17 protein-coding genes are annotated in these 15,264 nt (G+C 69.3%); 10 read left to right on the top strand and 7 right to left on the bottom strand.

Annotated elements, in window-relative coordinates; genetic code table 11:
• Positions 1 to 5 precede the first annotated feature (5 nt).
• Positions 6 to 722, bottom strand: a complete 717-nt coding sequence (locus ACWD0F_RS46255; RefSeq protein ID WP_449888648.1) for a hypothetical protein — start codon at positions 720 to 722, stop codon at positions 6 to 8.
• A 68-nt stretch (positions 723 to 790) separates the two neighbouring features.
• Between ACWD0F_RS46255 and ACWD0F_RS46250 the strand changes: the two genes are divergently transcribed.
• From ACWD0F_RS46250 to ACWD0F_RS46235, 4 genes are all read left to right on the top strand, one after another.
• Positions 791 to 1,579 carry an ABC transporter ATP-binding protein gene (locus ACWD0F_RS46250; RefSeq protein WP_449888646.1) on the top strand — a complete coding sequence of 263 codons (789 nt, stop codon included), beginning with the start codon at positions 791 to 793 and terminating at the stop codon, positions 1,577 to 1,579.
• Between the two features lie 85 nt (positions 1,580 to 1,664).
• On the top strand, positions 1,665 to 2,585 hold the full coding sequence (locus ACWD0F_RS46245) for an SPFH domain-containing protein (RefSeq protein ID WP_449888645.1): 921 nt from the start codon (positions 1,665 to 1,667) through the stop codon (positions 2,583 to 2,585).
• 9 nt (positions 2,586 to 2,594) lie between these two features.
• The gene (locus tag ACWD0F_RS46240) at positions 2,595 to 3,350 is read left to right on the top strand and encodes a sulfite exporter TauE/SafE family protein (RefSeq protein WP_449888643.1); all 756 of its coding nucleotides are present in this window, start codon (positions 2,595 to 2,597) and stop codon (positions 3,348 to 3,350) included.
• A 23-nt stretch (positions 3,351 to 3,373) separates the two neighbouring features.
• Complete coding sequence (locus ACWD0F_RS46235) at positions 3,374 to 3,604, top strand: hypothetical protein (RefSeq protein WP_449888642.1); 231 nt, start codon at positions 3,374 to 3,376, stop codon at positions 3,602 to 3,604.
• 2 nt (positions 3,605 to 3,606) lie between these two features.
• Here ACWD0F_RS46235 and ACWD0F_RS46230 read toward each other — a convergent pair whose 3' ends face one another.
• From ACWD0F_RS46230 to ACWD0F_RS46210, 5 genes are all read right to left on the bottom strand, one after another.
• On the bottom strand, positions 3,607 to 4,428 hold the full coding sequence (locus ACWD0F_RS46230) for a Rieske 2Fe-2S domain-containing protein (RefSeq protein WP_449888640.1): 822 nt from the start codon (positions 4,426 to 4,428) through the stop codon (positions 3,607 to 3,609).
• Positions 4,429 to 4,548: 120 nt separating this feature from the next.
• Positions 4,549 to 5,160: an HD domain-containing protein gene (locus ACWD0F_RS46225; protein ID WP_449888638.1), complete on the bottom strand. Its 612-nt coding sequence runs from the start codon at positions 5,158 to 5,160 to the stop codon at positions 4,549 to 4,551.
• Position 5,161: 1 nt separating this feature from the next.
• Complete coding sequence (locus ACWD0F_RS46220) at positions 5,162 to 7,342, bottom strand: molybdopterin-dependent oxidoreductase (RefSeq protein WP_449888636.1); 2,181 nt, start codon at positions 7,340 to 7,342, stop codon at positions 5,162 to 5,164.
• 125 nt (positions 7,343 to 7,467) lie between these two features.
• Positions 7,468 to 8,115: a hypothetical protein gene (locus ACWD0F_RS46215; RefSeq protein WP_449888634.1), complete on the bottom strand. Its 648-nt coding sequence runs from the start codon at positions 8,113 to 8,115 to the stop codon at positions 7,468 to 7,470.
• Between the two features lies 1 nt (position 8,116).
• Entirely contained in the window at positions 8,117 to 8,269 is a 153-nt protein-coding gene (locus tag ACWD0F_RS46210; RefSeq protein WP_449888633.1) for a hypothetical protein, read from the bottom strand.
• A gap of 736 nt (positions 8,270 to 9,005) precedes the next feature.
• Here ACWD0F_RS46210 and ACWD0F_RS46205 point away from each other — a divergent pair.
• From ACWD0F_RS46205 to ACWD0F_RS46185, 5 genes are all read left to right on the top strand, one after another.
• On the top strand, positions 9,006 to 9,869 hold the full coding sequence (locus ACWD0F_RS46205) for a helix-turn-helix domain-containing protein (RefSeq protein ID WP_449888631.1): 864 nt from the start codon (positions 9,006 to 9,008) through the stop codon (positions 9,867 to 9,869).
• Positions 9,870 to 9,926: 57 nt separating this feature from the next.
• On the top strand, positions 9,927 to 10,151 hold the full coding sequence (locus ACWD0F_RS46200) for a DUF397 domain-containing protein (protein ID WP_449888629.1): 225 nt from the start codon (positions 9,927 to 9,929) through the stop codon (positions 10,149 to 10,151).
• Positions 10,152 to 10,617: 466 nt separating this feature from the next.
• Positions 10,618 to 11,685, top strand: coding sequence for a CapA family protein (locus ACWD0F_RS46195; RefSeq protein ID WP_449888627.1), 1,068 nt, complete (start codon positions 10,618 to 10,620; stop codon positions 11,683 to 11,685).
• Between the two features lie 42 nt (positions 11,686 to 11,727).
• On the top strand, positions 11,728 to 13,440 hold the full coding sequence (locus ACWD0F_RS46190; protein ID WP_449888626.1) for an SDR family oxidoreductase: 1,713 nt from the start codon (positions 11,728 to 11,730) through the stop codon (positions 13,438 to 13,440).
• Between the two features lie 122 nt (positions 13,441 to 13,562).
• Positions 13,563 to 14,129, top strand: coding sequence for a TetR/AcrR family transcriptional regulator (locus ACWD0F_RS46185; protein ID WP_449888714.1), 567 nt, complete (start codon positions 13,563 to 13,565; stop codon positions 14,127 to 14,129).
• On the opposite strand, the gene ACWD0F_RS46180 is transcribed toward ACWD0F_RS46185, so the two are convergent.
• The gene (locus ACWD0F_RS46180) at positions 14,123 to 14,461 is read right to left on the bottom strand and encodes a hypothetical protein (RefSeq protein WP_449888624.1); all 339 of its coding nucleotides are present in this window, start codon (positions 14,459 to 14,461) and stop codon (positions 14,123 to 14,125) included. The genes ACWD0F_RS46185 and ACWD0F_RS46180 overlap by 7 nt on opposite strands.
• A gap of 166 nt (positions 14,462 to 14,627) precedes the next feature.
• On the opposite strand from ACWD0F_RS46180, the gene ACWD0F_RS46175 reads away from it, so the two are divergent.
• Entirely contained in the window at positions 14,628 to 15,158 is a 531-nt protein-coding gene (locus ACWD0F_RS46175; protein ID WP_449888622.1) for a tetratricopeptide repeat protein, read from the top strand.
• The last annotated feature ends 106 nt before the right edge of the window (positions 15,159 to 15,264 follow it).

Raw genomic sequence — 15,264 nt, 5'->3', positions numbered from 1 at the left:
GTGACCTACGGGCTTCTGAGCGGTTCGAAGATGGCGTGGTGGGCGGCGACGAGCGCACGGCGTACCGCGCGGTCGAGCTCGCGCAGGGCCGTCGCGCGGACGGCGATCTGCCCCGACGTGAGCCCGCGCTCGTCCACCAGCCGCAACACCGAGCCCAGCCGCGTGGCGAGGGTGGAGACCCGGTGGGCCCGCGCCGGATAGCCGGGCGCGAGCTCCCCGCCACGGCCGCCCCCCGACGGGCGGGCCTGCAGGGGGCCCTCGACGGAGGTCAGGGCCTCGGTGACGGCGCGCATCGCGTCCGACAATTCCCGCTCGGCCTCCGACAGTGAGGGCAGGTCGTGGCGTACGGGGCCGGAGTCGTGCACGTCCAGGCGTATCCCGACATAGGAGGACCCGCGCCGGTCCGGCAGGGGAATGAGGCCGAGGTTGTGGTCGTCGAGGACGGCGATGGCGGCCTGGCCGGCCTCGACGGCCGCCGAGTTGAACGACGGAGGACCTGACAACCCCAGCGGATCGCCGGGGGAGGGCAGCGCGAGCCGGAACTCGCGCAAACCACTGGAGCGGAGGTTTGCGAGGTATTTACGGAGCGGAACCTCACCGGCGACGGCAGGCCCGCCGGCGGCTTCCACGTGGTCAGCCGCCTCGTCGAGGCCCACGTGACCGGCTAGCCACGCGTTGCCCCAGGCGACCAGGGACGGACAGACAGGTGATTCAGGGCGCACCGATCCACGATAAGCGCTCGCCCTGCAATAGGTTTGTCCCGAGGGTGACTCCTAAGGAGGGATCGGGGATGGGTGGTCAGGTGCTGCGGCTCCAGGACGTCGCCGTCAGGCGTGACGGAGCGGCCTTGCTGCGCGGCATCGACTGGACGGTCAACGAGGACGAGCGGTGGGTCGTCATCGGTCCCAACGGTGCGGGTAAGACCACGTTGCTGCAGGTGGCGGCGACGTTGCTCTATCCGAGCGACGGCGTGGTGGAGGTGCTGGGCGAGCGGCTCGGCCAGGCCGACGTGTTCGACCTGCGGCCGCGGATCGGGCTGGCGAGCGCCGCGCTGGCCGAGCGCATCCCGCCGGATGAGAAAGTCATCGACCTCGTCCTGACGGCCGCCTACGCGATCATGGGCCGCTTCACCGAGGAATACGACTCCAACGACGTCACCAGGGCCGTCGAGTTGATCGACATGATGGGCGCGGCCCACCTGATCAGGCGGCGGTTCGGCACGCTGTCGGAGGGCGAGCGCAAGCGGGTCCAGATCGCCCGCGCGCTCATGCCCGACCCGGAGATGTTGCTGCTCGACGAGCCCGCGGCGGGCCTCGACCTGGGCGGCAGGGAAGACCTGGTGCGCCGCCTGTCGGTGCTGGCCGGCGACTACAAGGCGCCGGCGATGGTGCTGGTGACGCATCACGTGGAGGAGGTGCCGAGCGGGTTCACGCACGGGCTGCTGCTCCGGCACGGCTCCGTGGTGGCCCAGGGGCCGCTGGAGGACGTGATGACCTCCGACGCGCTCTCCCAGACGTTCGGGGTGCCGCTGTCGCTGGATCGCAGCGCTGAGGGCCGCTGGTACGCCCGAGCCCACTAAATCCCCATTTATGCGGATAAAAAGCCTTCCTGGGTGAAACCAAATAGGATCTACGGAGTCGGTTCCCTCGGCTTCGGAGCGCGCCATGTCCGTCGAGCAGCTCATCGTCGCCCTTGTCGTGGTCGCGGCGGTGGGCTTCGGAGTGGCCCGCACGATCCGCATCATTCCCCAGGCCACGGCGGCCATCATCGAGCGTCTGGGGCGCTACCACCGGACGCTGACCCCGGGGCTCAACCTCGTGGTCCCGTTCATCGACCGGATCAAGGACCTGATCGACCTGCGGGAGCAGGTGGTGTCGTTCCCGCCGCAGCCGGTGATCACCTCCGACAACCTCGTGGTCTCCATCGACACCGTGATCTACTTCCAGGTCACGAACCCGAAGGCGGCCACGTACGAGATCGCGAACTTCCTGCTCGGCGTCGAGCAGCTCACGGTCACCACGCTGCGCAACGTGGTCGGCGGGATGGACCTGGAACACACGCTGACCTCGCGCGAGGACATCAACACCGCGCTGCGCGGCGTGCTGGACGAGGCGACCGGCAAGTGGGGCATCCGCGTCAACCGGGTCGAGCTCAAGGCCATCGACCCGCCCGTCTCCATCCAGGACTCGATGGAGAAGCAGATGCGCGCCGACCGCGACAAGCGGGCGGCGGTGCTGACCGCCGAGGGGCAGCGCCAGGCGGCCATCCTGGCGGCGGAGGGCGAGCAGCGGGCCTCGGTGCTGCGGGCGCGCGGCGAGGCGGAGGCGGCGGTCCTGCGCGCCCAGGCGGACGCCGAGGCGCAGGCCATGCGGGCCAAGGGGCAGGCGGACGCGATCGGCATGGTCTTCAAGGCCATCCACGAGGGCAACCCGACCCAGGAACTCCTCGCCTACCAGTACCTGCAGACCCTCCCCGAGATCGCCAAGGGCGACGCCAATAAGATCTGGATCGTCCCATCGGAAATGGGCAAGGTCCTGGAGAGTTTGGGCGGCCTTTTCACACCCCCCAAGAGTCCGGACGCCTGAGGAGGGTTCGTGACGGGGTGGGAACTGGTCGCGGTCTGCGCGGCCGGGGCGGTGGCGGGCGCGATCAACGCGGTCGTGGGGTCCGGGTCGCTGATCACCTTCCCCACGCTGGTGGCGCTGGGCGTCGATCCCGTCACGGCGAACGTCTCCAACACCATCGGGCTCGTCCCCGGCTCCTACACGGCCGCGTACGGCTACCGCGCCGAGCTCCAGGGCCAGCGGGACCGGCTGCTGCGCCTGGGCCTGGCCTCGGCCCTGGGCGCGCTGGCCGGGGGGATCCTGCTGCTGTTCCTGGACCCCGCCGTGTTCGAGATCGTGGTCATCGTGCTGATCTCGCTGGCGTGTGTGCTGGTCCTGGCACAGCCCAGGCTCAACCGGTGGGTGGCCGAGCGGCGGGAGCGGGCGCATCCGCACGGCGGCGTGGCGTTGTGGCTCGGGGTGCTGGCCGCGGGCGTCTACGGCGGCTATTTCGGCGCGGCCCAGGGGGTGCTGCTCATCGGGCTGCTCGGCATCTTCCTGGACGAGCCGCTCCAGCGGGTGAACGCCGCCAAGAACGTCCTCGCGCTGATCGTCAACGCCGTGGCGGCGGGATTGTTCGTGCTGGTCGCCGACGTCGACTGGCAGGCCGTGCTCGGCGTGGCGCTGGGGGCGGTGGCCGGCGGGTTCGCGGGGGCCAGGGTGGGGCGGCGGATCCCGGCCCGCGTGTTGCGCGGGATCATCGTCGTGGTGGGGGTTACCGCGATTATCGTACTGGTGTACGGATAATCGCCCGTGGGTATAACCCGTACATGAAGGGTGATCGCGTGGAGATCGTCATCGACGCGGGCGGCTCCCCGCGCACCTACGAGATCAGGGCCACCCGCGCCGGCCGGCGGGTCGAGGTGGCCACGCGGCGGGGGCTCGTCGAGGTCAGCGAGGTCACCAGGACCGGCACGCCGGTGCGCACGGCGCGCTTCATGGCCAGCCGCATCCTCGCCCTCGTGGAGCACCCGGCCGACGAAGCCGAGCCCGGCCACTGACCTCAGGTCAGTCCAGGGCGCACCTGGATCGTGCCGTCGCGCCGGATCCGCGTCTCGAAGACCGGAGCGGGCGCGGTGGAAGGCCCGTGTTTGACCGAGCCGTCGGCCAGCCGGAACGTGCTGCCGTGCCACGGGCAGACCACGCACGCCTCGCCGTCCTCCATGACGAGCCTGCCCTGGTGCAGCGGGCCTGCCAGGTGGGCGCAGCGGTCGGCCAGCACGGTGACGGCCTCGCCCCGGCGCAACACGAAGAGCTGGATGTAGCCCAGCCGCCGGGCCACGGGCCGGCCGTCCGGCAGGTCCTTGATCGGGCAGAGGTCGTGCCAGCCCAGCGGCACCAGATGGGTGACCTGCGGCGCGTGGTTGGCGCCCGCCGCCTGCCGGTAGGCCAGATGGCCGCCCAGATAGGCGCCGAGGCTGCCGACGCCGAGCCCGGCGTAGGACAGCAGCCGTCCCGGCCGCTCGTGCCCGCGCAGCCGGGCCATCAGGGAGGCCGAGAACAGGCCGAGGGCGGTCAGGTTCGCCAACATGTGGACGAAGCCGACGCGCTGCTGCTCGCGGTGGAGAGAGGACCAGTCGGTCAGCCCGGCCGCGGCCGTCGGCAGCGCGCCCGTGATGCCGGTGGCCAGCAGCAGGCGCGCGGCCCTGGGATCGGCGCCGGCCAGGTCGAGCACGGCGGTCGAGAGCCAGCAGCCCAGGCTGACCGTGGCCAGCGGCGGGTGCAGCGGCTCGCCCAGCGGAACGCCGTGCAGCAGGTCGCGTAGCCGCCCCTGGGGCAGGCGCCGGCGGATGGCCTTGGCCAGCACCCGGATCGGTTTGTCCATGGCCTTCGACTTTTCGAGCCGATCGGCGAGGGTAACCGGCCCGGCAAAGCCCCGCAACTGCCGACGCTTCGCTCGCACTGTCTCTTTCACGACAAGTCCCCTACCCCCGCCATGAGGGGATCACTCGGAGAGGTGTCCCCTGGCCACGGAGAGTTCGACCAGTTCGAGGGCGTAGGCGCCGAGAGAGGGCGAGCCCTCCTCGATGATCCGCACCTTCTCCCGGACCTGCGCGGCCTTCACCTTGAACAGCGGCCACGTGCCGCCCTCGGTGTGATGGTTGGCCAGAATCGGGGCGAACCGGTCGAGCGCCTTGGCGAACCTCGCCTCCGGTGTCTTCCTGGCCTCGAACTCCTCCCACAACTCCCGCATCCGGGCACCCTGCTCGCCCGGCAGCAGGCCGAAGATGCGCTCGGCCGCCGCCTCCTCGGCCCGCTCCTGCGCGGCCACCGCCACCGCGTCGTAGATGAAGGTGTCACCGGCGTCGATCTCCACCAGGTCGTGCACCAGCAGCATGGCGGTCACCCGTTGGAGGTCGGTCCCCGATGGGGCGTGCTCGCCCAGGACCATCGCCAGCGTGCCCACGTACCAGGAGTGCTCTGCGGTGTTCTCCCGCCGTGAGCCGTCGATGAGAAGGTTGCGGCGGATGACCCGCTTCAACTTGTCGATCTCGATGGCGAAGGCGATCTGGGCGTTCAGGCGGTCCTCTTCTGGCGCGATAGTCACGCGCGACACCCTAATGTGCGGTGATCACCCCGGTTGGTGAAATCGTGACCGGAACTCCGTTGAACACCGCGTTACCACTGGGAACGTCGATGACGGATTCGTCGGTGAGGACGTTGGCGCTGACGCCCGCGTGCTCGGCGGCCACGCTCTGCGCGCTCCCCGCGTGCCCCCATCCGTGCGGCAGGCTGACCACGCCCGGCATGATGGTGTCGGTGGGTTCGAGCGGCACCGTTACGCGGCCCTTCGCCGAGCGCACGACGGCCTCCCCGTCGAGGCCGAGCCGGGCCACGTCGGCCGGGTTGATCTGCAGCGTGCAGGTGTTGCTGCCGCCGACCAGCGGGCCCACGTTGTGCAGCCAGCTGTTGTTGGAGCGCAGGTGGCGCCGCCCGATCAGGACGATCTCCGGCGGCTCCTCCTCCAGCTTGCCGCGCAGCCGTTCCACGTCCTCGATGAGCTGCGGCGGCGCCAGCTCGATCAGCCCCGAGGCGGTCTTCAGCACCTCGTCCAGCCTGGGCTCCAGCGGGCCCAGGTCCAGGCCGTGCGGGTTGTCGAGCAGCTTGCGCAGGGACAGGTCGCCCTTGCCCGCCCACTCGCCGTAGGGGCCGAGCTTGAGCATGAGGTCGAGCCGGCGCTCGCCGCCGCTCGCACCCTCCAGCGCGTCGCGCAGCTCGGCCACGTCCCGCCCCTCGACGCCCGAGCCGGGCGTCTCCGTCGCCTTGCGCAACATCTCGTCGATCACGAACGCGTCGAGGTCCCCTTCGAGGCCGGAGGCGATCATGGTGAGCTCGGCGAGGATCTGGGCCTCCGACGGCTGCCCGTCCAGCGGCAGCAGCGGCGGCGAGTAGCGCGTGTAGTTGCGCACGGCGAACCGGAGCAGCGAGAAGTCGTAGTGTCCCGACTGCAGCACGCGCGGCGGGGGCAGGATGATATTGGCATGCTTGGTGGTCTCGTTGAGGTACGGATCCACGGACACCATGAAGTCGAGCTCCCCGAAGGCCGTGTCGAGCCGGGACCCGTGGGGCGCCGACAACACGGGGTTGCCCGCGACGGTCAGCAGGAACCGTACCTGCCCGTCCCCGGGCGTCTCGATCTCGTCGGCCAGCGTGGCCACCGGCAACTCGCCGTTCGCCTCGGGCAGGCCACGGACGCGGCTCTTCCACCGGCCCACCGTGTACGGCCGGCGCCGCCCGGCGGACTCCGTGGCGGGCTTGGCGAACATGGCGCCGCCCGGCCGGTCCAGGTTGCCGGTGAGCACGTTGAGCACGTCCACCAGCCACTGGGCCAGCGTGCCGAACTCGGCCGTGCAGGTGCCGATCCTGGCGTACACGGCGGCCGTCGGCGCGCCCGCCAGCTCCCTGGCCAGTCGCGCGATCACCTCGGCGGGCACGCCGGTGCGCCGGGAGACCACGTCCGGCGGGAAGTGCTTGGCCGCCTCGCGCACCTCCGCCAGCCCGTTGACGGAGGGACGCGGTGTGATCAGGTCCTCGGCGAACAGCGTGTGGGCGATGCCGAACAGCAGGTAGGCGTCGGTCCCCGGGCGGATGAAGACGTGCTCGTCGGCCAGCGCGGCGGTCCGGGTCCTGCGCGGGTCGACCACCACGAGCCGGCCGCCGCGCCCGCGCAGGGCCTTCAGCCGGCCGGGAAAGTCGGGGGCGGTGCACAACGAGCCGTTGGACTCCAGCGGGTTGGCCCCGAGCATCAGCAGGTAGTCGGTCCTGTCCAGGTCGGGGACCGGGATGGCCAGCGGATGGCCGAACATCAGGCCGCTGGCGACGTGTTTGGGCATCTGGTCGGCGGTGCCGGCGGAGAAGACGTTGCGGGTGCCGAGTGCCTTGATCAGCGGAACGGCGTACAGGGCGCCCGCCATGCTGTGCGCGTTGGGGTTGCCCAGGTAGATCGCGACGGAGCGCCGGTCGGAGACCCGGTCGAGCCCCGCCTTCACGGCGGCGAAGGCCTCGTCCCAGCCGGCCTCGCGCCACAGGTCGCCCTCCCTGATCAGCGGCTTGCGCAGCCGGTCGGGATCCTCGTCGAGCCGGCCGAGACTGGCGCCCTTCGGGCAGATGAAGCCCTTGCTGAAGGGGTCGTCGCTGTCGCCTCGGACGCTGGTGACGTGCCCGCCGCCGTCGAGGGTGAGCGTCAGGCCGCAGACGGCCTCGCAGAGGGGACATGTCCGGTGGACGGTCGAGGTCATCACGACTCCTGAGTTCGTCAGTCGAACTCATCTTGGCTCGTACCGGACGCATGGGGAAGCCCCGGAGCCCCCGCGGTCTCCGAGGCTTCCCTTCCAGAGGAACGGCCCCCCATTCCCCTAGCTCTTCAGGCCGCCCGCGGCACGGTCACCCCGGTCCGCAGATCAGGCGGCTCCGTAAGGTCCGGCCGCAGCGGCGCCCAGGCCCGTCGTCCATAAAGCCTGTCCAGTCCGGGGGAGCCCGCTCCTGGCAGCTCATCGCGCCGGACGACCTCCACGATCACGAACTGCGCCCGCTCGCGGTTGCGGTGGACATTGACGCTCCTGGCCCAGCAGGCCGCCGCGATCTCCTCGCTGTACGCCTCGAACTCCTCGGCGCTGATGCCGGCCCTCGTCAGCATCAGTGCCTTCTCGCCCGTCGAGGTGGGCGTGATCCAGAGCACCAGCGGGATCCGTCCCGCCCTGGTGTGCATGGTGGTCTCCAGGCAGACCCGCTGCAGGCGGTGCCTGGAGACCACGCACCAGAAGCGGGCGGCGATCCAGTTGCGCCCGAACCTGGTGGCGGCGGGCGCCGAGATCGCGCCGGCCAGCAGAGTGAAGGGCACCCATCTGCCCTCCTGGACGGCACCGAGCAGGATGAGCGTCAGCGCGGCCAGCCCGGTCAGGGACAACAGCTCGGTGCGGGCCCGCCAGAGCCGGACCAGCGGCCCGCCGCGCCCGGCCGCCGGAAGGCTCTCACGGGCCGGGAAAATGTGGTTGCGCGGATTCCTCGGCACGTCAGGACACCTCCTCCGGCACCCTGCGCGGCATGCTGAGCTGGTCGAAGCGTGGGTCGCGGTAACAGCGGGAGCCGAAGCCCGTCCTGGCGACGGTCCAGCCGATCCGATAGGCGAACTCGTCGGGCTCCATGCAGATTTCGCGATCGGCCAACAGGACCAGTTCCCGGATCCGGGACTTGATTCGATCGAGTCCCTTGGTACCTTGTGAGTACATAGAGAAGACCCCTTTCGCGGCATTTTCAGAGGTGGCTTCTTTCGCCGGACCGACGGCTGGTGACCGGCATCGCCGCAGGGTGGCAGCCCATATGCGGTGGTCGGTGGTCAGTCTCGGTCCGGCTTTTTCGATGCTCGAATGAGCGGACGGTCGCTGAGTTCTCTAGGCGAAGATGAGTTCCCTCCGGCAATCGGCCTCCCTGGCACGACGTTTCGTTTCCGGGACGGCGACGCTGCCGGTGATGCGGCCCTCGAAGGGGCACGCGAGCGTGGACGAGGGGCTCGAGGTGTGCGGCCGTGTCGGCATCGCCGGCCTCCTCATCACTCGAGGTCCCTCCTGGTATCGATCGTCTCCCGGGGTCCCCGATGCCGCAATACTTTGAGCAAGGGAAACTTTTAGTTTCTTCGCAGGTTGCTGCTTTGCTTGCGGTGCAACTTGCACGAGGAGTGTCGAGGGGCATCTGGCGAGGCGCGCCTGGAAAACCTTGCCCGCCTACGTCGTCTTCACGGAGCTTGTCCTTGCTCCTACGCTCTACCCGTGAAAGCCTTCTGGCAAGGCCATGTGGCACTACACGTGCAACTTGCAGTGTAAGATTGGGCGAAACGGCCCAGAAAGTCGGGCCTCAAACGACCCCTTCCCGTTACACCTTCATTCCCGACAAGGAGAGTGGACGGTGCCATCGCAGCAGGGCAGTCCGACTGTACGCAGGCTCCGGCTGGGCCAGGAGCTGCGCCTCCTCCGGGAGCGGCGAAAGCTCACCGGGGCCAGAGCCGCCAAGGAGCTCGGCTGGTCGCCGAGCAAGGTCAGCCGCATCGAAGCGGCCAAGACCATGCCCGCCTCCGACGACATCAAGGTCATGGCGAAGCTATACCGCGTGGGCGGCGAAAAACTGGACGAGCTCTTCGGCCTGTTGCGTGATGCGGAGCAGCGCGGGTGGTGGGAGGATTACGAAGACGCCCTGCCTGAGGAGTACACGAAATTCCTCGGGTTGGAGGCGGAGGCGACATACCAGCGCAACTGGGAACCCCAGGTTGTGCCAGGCATGCTGCAGACCGAGGACTACGCCAGGGAAGTCATCCTGGCCACCCGGGGCATCGCGCGCATCACGCACAGCGGTGTCAGGAGCCGGGTCGAGGCGCGCCTCGACAGGCAGCAGCGTGTGCTTCACAGGACCGAACCATGTGTGCTCGCCGTGGTGCTGGACGAGTCGGCGCTGACGCGCCGCTTCGGCGAGCCCTCGGTGATGCGTGAGCAGATGGAACACCTGCTCGAGATCTCACTTCTGCCTTATGTCAGTGTCCATGTCCTCGCGCTTGACGCACTTCATCCGGTTAACACCGGTGCGTTTATTCATCTGAAGTTTGCAGCCTTTGATGACGTTGTGTATCTAGAACAGCTGTACACTGCTCACTTCGTCGATGATCTCGAACGAGTGGCCGGATACGAGACGGCTTTTGATCACATCCGGTCAGAGGCTTTGGATGAGGATGAATCACGCGTGCTTATCCAGCGCAAAGCCATGCTATGGCGGCGTTAGCTAACGACACCTCAGAAAAAGGGGCAATGGTGCCCCTTTTGTGCATTTGGGGAGACAATGTACATCCACACTACGACGGCAGCTTGGCGGAAGAGCACCTTCTGCAACGGCGCATCGACCTGCGTCGAGGTTGCCCCCTTGGCTGACGGCAATGTCGCGTTGCGGGACAGCAAGGAGCAGGATGGGCCCGTGTTGGTCTTCACTCCGGCGGAGTGGGCCGCTTTCGCGGCCGGCGTTCGCGAAGGGGAGTTCGACCTGACCACACTCGGGGCCGGCGCATAGAGAACGGCCCTGGCAAGTTGGTGACACAACCTTCAGGGCCGTTCGGGTGGAGGCGGCAAACCCCCAGCACTTTCCAGCTCTCCTGCAGGATCGAGCACGAAAGATTCGCCCATCATGACACACTTGCCACCGTGTTGATCAACCACTGACGCGCCTCTTTTTCGATCGGATGACCCGCGCTCCGCTCAGCGCGGGATTTTCTCTCCTGAGGCCGCATGAGCGGGAAATGTTGGGAGCGCTCCGCGTCTTCGCGTGAGAATCATGCCTCCCCGCCCTCGTACGGCGACCGTTCCACGGCCCGGCGAGCGCGACCAGACCGTCGGCCGTGCCGGAGATCCGGCCGATCACTCACCCCGATGAGGTGGCTCGTAGCGCTATGGGCAAATTGAGGGGGGCTGCGCGGTAATCCGCCCTGCGTGGCATGCTCGATCCCTGAATGTCAGGTTTCGAGTGGAAGTGGCGGCAGATGAGACTCCCCCATGCCCTCCCGGTGCTGGTTGTCGTCGCCGCTCTGGGAGCGTGTTCCCCGGGCGCGGAGCCGCAGCCGGACAAGGTCGAGCAGCGAGCGGCCGCGTCCCCGACGGCGAAGCCGAGCCCGCAGCGGCGGCCGTTCACCATCTCCTTCGGCGGGGACGTGCACTTCGAGGGCGTCCTGCGGGGACGGCTGGCCAGCCCGCGCACGGCGCTCGGGCCGATCGCCGGCGTGCTGCGCAAGGCGGACTTAACCATGGTGAACCTGGAGACGGCCATCACCACCGGGGGGACGCCGGCGCCTGGCAAGCAGTTCACGTTCCGGGCGCCCGCGACCGCGTTCACCGCCCTGAAGGCCGCGGGGGTCGACGTCGTCTCGATGGCCAACAACCACGGCATGGACTACATGGACACCGGGCTGGCCGACTCGCTGGCCGCGATCAAGCGCAGCAAGTTCCCGGTGGTGGGGATCGGGGCGAACGCGGCCGCGGCGTACAAGCCGTACAGGAAGACCGTCAACGGGAACCGGGTCGCGATCATCGGGGCCACGCAGGTGCTCGACGCGGAGTTCATCCAGTCGTGGACGGCCACGGCCGACAAGGGCGGCCTGGCCTCGGCCAAGGACGAGGTGAGCCTGCTGAAGGCCGTGCGGCAGGCCAGGAAGAGCTCCGACACCGTGATCGTCCACCTGCACTGGGGCACCGAGATGCAGAAGTGCCCGAACGCGGCCCAGCTCTCGCTGGCGCCCAAGCTGGTCAAGGCGGGGGCCGACGTGGTGGTCGGCGGGCACGCGCACATCCTGCTCGGATCGGGGTATCTCGACAACGCGTACGTCAGCTACGGCATGGGCAACTTCGTCTTCTACAACTCCAACCCGGCGACCACCGGCAGGACCGGCGTCCTGACACTGACCATCAACGGGCGGAAGGTGCTCAAGGACGCCTGGACCCCGGCGACCATCCAGGGCGGCGTCCCGGTTCCGATGACCGGCACGGCCAGGACCCAGGCGGTGACGGACTGGAAGGCGCTGCGTTCCTGCGCGGGGCTGGCCGCGCGTCCGTGATCGATTTATGCTGCTGGACAGTACGTCCAATAGGAGGTCGTCATGCGGTGGGTCGAGTCCGATGACGTACGGCTGGCGCTCTACGAGGAAGGCGATCCCGGCCGCCCGACGGTGCTGCTCCTGCACGGCTATCCGGACACGCATCGCGTCTGGGACGAGGTGGCGGAGCGCCTGCGCGACCGTTTCCACGTCGTCAGGTACGACGTCCGCGGCGCCGGCGACTCCTCGGCGCCCAGGGACCGGCGGCACTACGACTTCGACCACCTGATCGCCGACCTCGGCGCGGTGCTCGACGCGGTCGGCAAGCCGCGCGTGCACCTGGTCGGGCACGACTGGGGCTCGCTGCAGGGATGGGAGGCGGCCGGACGGCCGGAGACCCGCGACCGGCTGGCCTCCTTCACCAGCCTCGGCGGTCCCGGGCTGCGGCAGGCCGGGCACTTCCTGCGGCACGCGCGGCGGTGCGACGCCGCAGCGCAGCGGGCCAGGTCCTGGCACATCGGGGCTTTCCGGCTGCCCGTGCTGCCCGAGCTCGCCTGGGGCTCGTTCATGCCCTGGCTCGTCGCGCGCACGCTGCGGCTGGGCGACGGCGTCGAGCCCGCAGCGGCGCCGACGGCGGTCAGGGACGGGCGCAACGGGCTCTGGCTGTACCGGCGCAACATGTCCGCCCTCGGCGACCCGGGCCTCGATCCGGGCGTCACCGTGCCGGTGCAGCTCATCGCGGCCTCCCGGGACCCGTTCGTGACGCCGGCGCTGCTGGACTCGATCGGGCAGTGGGTGCCCAGGCTCTGGCGCCGCGAGGTCGCGGCGGGGCACTGGCCGCAGCGCAGCCGTCCCGAGATCGTGGCCGGCATGATCGCCGAGTTCGCCGCGCACGTCGACGGGGCTCCGGCGGCCAGGGGGCTGCGGCGGGCGCGGGCGGGCGCTGGGCGCAAGGCGTTCGGCGACCGGCTGGTGGTGGTGACGGGGGCCGGGTCGGGGATCGGGCTGGCGACCGCGCGGGCGTTCGCCGCGCATGGGGCCGAAGTGGTGTGCGCGGATGTCGACGCCGACGCCGCGACGCGGGCGGCCGCTGCCATCGCTAAAGAGGTCGGAGGTATCGGGCACGCCGTGACGGTAGATGTCGCGGATATTGATCAGATGGAGGATTTTTCTCGAAATATCATCTCTCAATATGGTGTGCCGGACATTGTGGTGAACAATGCCGGGATCGCGGTCGCCGGGGCTTTTCTCGATCACACGGTGGAGGACTGGCGCAGGACCCTCGACGTCAATCTGTGGGGAGTCCTGCACGGTTGCCGGCTGTTCGCCGCGGCCATGGTCGAACGCGGTCAAGGCGGGCACATCGTCAACATCGCCTCTCTGGCCGCGTTCGCGCCGTCGCGGCTGCTCCCGGCGTACTCGGTGTCCAAGGCGGCGGTGAAGATGCTCAGCGACTGCCTCAGGGCCGAGCTGGCGGGCCATGGCATCGGGGTCAGCGTCGTCTGCCCGGGGTTCGTCTCCACGCCCATCGCCCGCAACGCCACCTTCGTGGGCGCCGACCTGCGGGATCAGGCCGAGCGCGGGCTGGCCAGGCGGGGTTATCCGCCGGAGCGGGTGGCCGCGCACATTCTGCGGGCGGTGCACCGTAATCAAGCCGTCGTTCCCGTCAACCTGGAGGGGAAACTCGGTTATGCCGTGTCCAGGATTTCGCCGTCGGCGATGCGCGGGCTGGCGCGATGGTCGGGAACCGCGAGAAATCCACAAATGAGCGGGTAACGATCGCTCGTACAGGAGAAGATGAATCCGTGTCTTCGCCGCAAATTGCTGATGATTGTGCCCAGCCCAAAGCCCTCAGGCGGCAGCCCGCACAGCGCCGCAGCGCCCGGCGCGTCGAGCGGATGCTCGACGCCTGCGCCGAGCTGCTCGACGAGGCCGGATACGAGGCCCTGTCCACCACACGCATAGCCGAGCGGGCAGGTGTCGCGATCGGCTCCGTCTATCAGTTCTTTCCCGACAAGCGGGCCATCACCCAGGAGCTCACGCGCCGCAACGTCGAGGAGTTCGTCCGGCGGGTCGACCGGCGATTCCTGGAGGAGGACTACCGAGGCTGGTGGGAGGCCGTCGACGCGATCATCGACGAGTACGTCGACATGCACCGGACGGTCGCGGGCTTCCGGAGCCTGCGGTTCGGCGACGCCGTCGACCTCAACCTGCTCGACTCCGACTCCGACAACAACACCGTGATCGCCGGGCGGCTGCGCGGGCTGCTGCTCAAGGAGTTCGGGCTGGCGGACAGCCCCGAGCTCGACCTGGCCGTGCTGGTGGCGGTCGAGGCCGGCGACTCGGTGCTCAAGCTGGGCTTCCGCCGCGACCCCCATGGCTCGCCCGAGATCATCGACGCGGCCAAACACCTGATCCGCGGCTTCCTGTCCCGCCAGCTCAGATCGTGGTCGCCGCGTTACTGACCGCTCTTCTCCAGGTCCTGGGGGAGGGCGGGCAGCCAGGCCGGCACGTCGCGGGTCCAGTGTCTACCGAGCTCGTGCCGGCCGAGCGCGGTCGCCGGCACCTGCTGGAACCGCGGCGTGGCGGGCGTGCGCAGGCACGGCGCGCGGAACGCGGCCGGGCGCGCGTCCCTCGCCTCGCGGACGTGCAGCCTGGCCTCCAGGGCATGGAGGTTGCGCTCCGCGGCTTCGACGGCCTCCATCCGGGCCGACAGATAGCCGGCCACGCCGGGAACGAGGGCCGACAGTGCGACAGCACAGGCCAGCGTGAAGGTCATCTGCTTGGACAAGCCCATCACAGCCCCTTCGCTCGCGAGGAAGCAAAGCGAGCTGTATATGCCCTTTGACCTCGGCGAATACCCCCCCGATGGGCGGTCTTGGACGTGTCGTTGCCGAATTTGTGACTGACCGGCCATGTGGATTGACCGGGCAAAGCGCCGAGCGGCTCGGTAGTCTCGCGGTGTGGCGTATGTGACCCGTGAGCACCTTGATCGTCTGCTTGAGCAGGCCCTACTGGCCGACGACCACAGTTCCCTGGCCAGTCGGCTTTACGACGTCGCGCTCGGTTACTCCTCCGGCGACGTCTCCAGGGCATCCATCCTGGTCCTCGCCGCCGAGGAGTGGCGAGCGGCGGGGCAGCCCGCCCGCGCGATGGAGTGTTTCCAGCGCGCGGTCGAAGACGGTGGCGAGGCGGGTGTCGACCCGCGTGCCGGCATCGCCGACACGCTCTTCGAGCTCGACAGACCCGATGAGGCTAGGGAGGTCATCGAGACAATACGCGCCGAGGGCGGAGTCTCCACGGCGACCGCTCATACGATCGCCGAGACGCTCGTCGCCTACGGCGATCTCCAAGGGGGGCTCGAATGGGCCACCCAGGCCGTTCTGGGATGTGACGAGAACGATCCGGAGCAGGGGCCGCTGCTGCGGACCCGCTACCGGATCAGGGTCGATCTCGGGCTTCCCGAGGACGAGCTCGACGCGCTCGTCCACTGACGGCGGCCCGCCGTCCGACCGGCCCAGGCGGGCGTGAGCCTGCCCGGGAGAGCACGAGGATGCGCGAGGAGTCCGCGGCCGGCCGCCGCGCCGGCGCCCCCCCCGC

This window comes from Nonomuraea sp. NPDC002799 (assembly GCF_053592075.1).
The sequence above is the reverse complement of the archived record's forward strand: the minus strand, read 5'-3'. Positions and strand labels throughout refer to the sequence as shown.

Coding starts and splice junctions, on each gene's coding strand:
- ACWD0F_RS46230 (WP_449888640.1), bottom strand. CDS start 4,428: ATGGACAAACCGATCCGGGTGCTGGCCAAGGCCATCCGCCGGCGCCTG.
- ACWD0F_RS46180 (WP_449888624.1), bottom strand. CDS start 14,461: ATGGGCTTGTCCAAGCAGATGACCTTCACGCTGGCCTGTGCTGTCGCA.
- ACWD0F_RS46250 (WP_449888646.1), top strand. CDS start 791: ATGGGTGGTCAGGTGCTGCGGCTCCAGGACGTCGCCGTCAGGCGTGAC.
- ACWD0F_RS46235 (WP_449888642.1), top strand. CDS start 3,374: ATGAAGGGTGATCGCGTGGAGATCGTCATCGACGCGGGCGGCTCCCCG.
- ACWD0F_RS46200 (WP_449888629.1), top strand. CDS start 9,927: ATGTACATCCACACTACGACGGCAGCTTGGCGGAAGAGCACCTTCTGC.
- ACWD0F_RS46245 (WP_449888645.1), top strand. CDS start 1,665: ATGTCCGTCGAGCAGCTCATCGTCGCCCTTGTCGTGGTCGCGGCGGTG.
- ACWD0F_RS46190 (WP_449888626.1), top strand. CDS start 11,728: ATGCGGTGGGTCGAGTCCGATGACGTACGGCTGGCGCTCTACGAGGAA.
- ACWD0F_RS46195 (WP_449888627.1), top strand. CDS start 10,618: ATGAGACTCCCCCATGCCCTCCCGGTGCTGGTTGTCGTCGCCGCTCTG.
- ACWD0F_RS46185 (WP_449888714.1), top strand. CDS start 13,563: ATGCTCGACGCCTGCGCCGAGCTGCTCGACGAGGCCGGATACGAGGCC.
- ACWD0F_RS46220 (WP_449888636.1), bottom strand. CDS start 7,342: ATGACCTCGACCGTCCACCGGACATGTCCCCTCTGCGAGGCCGTCTGC.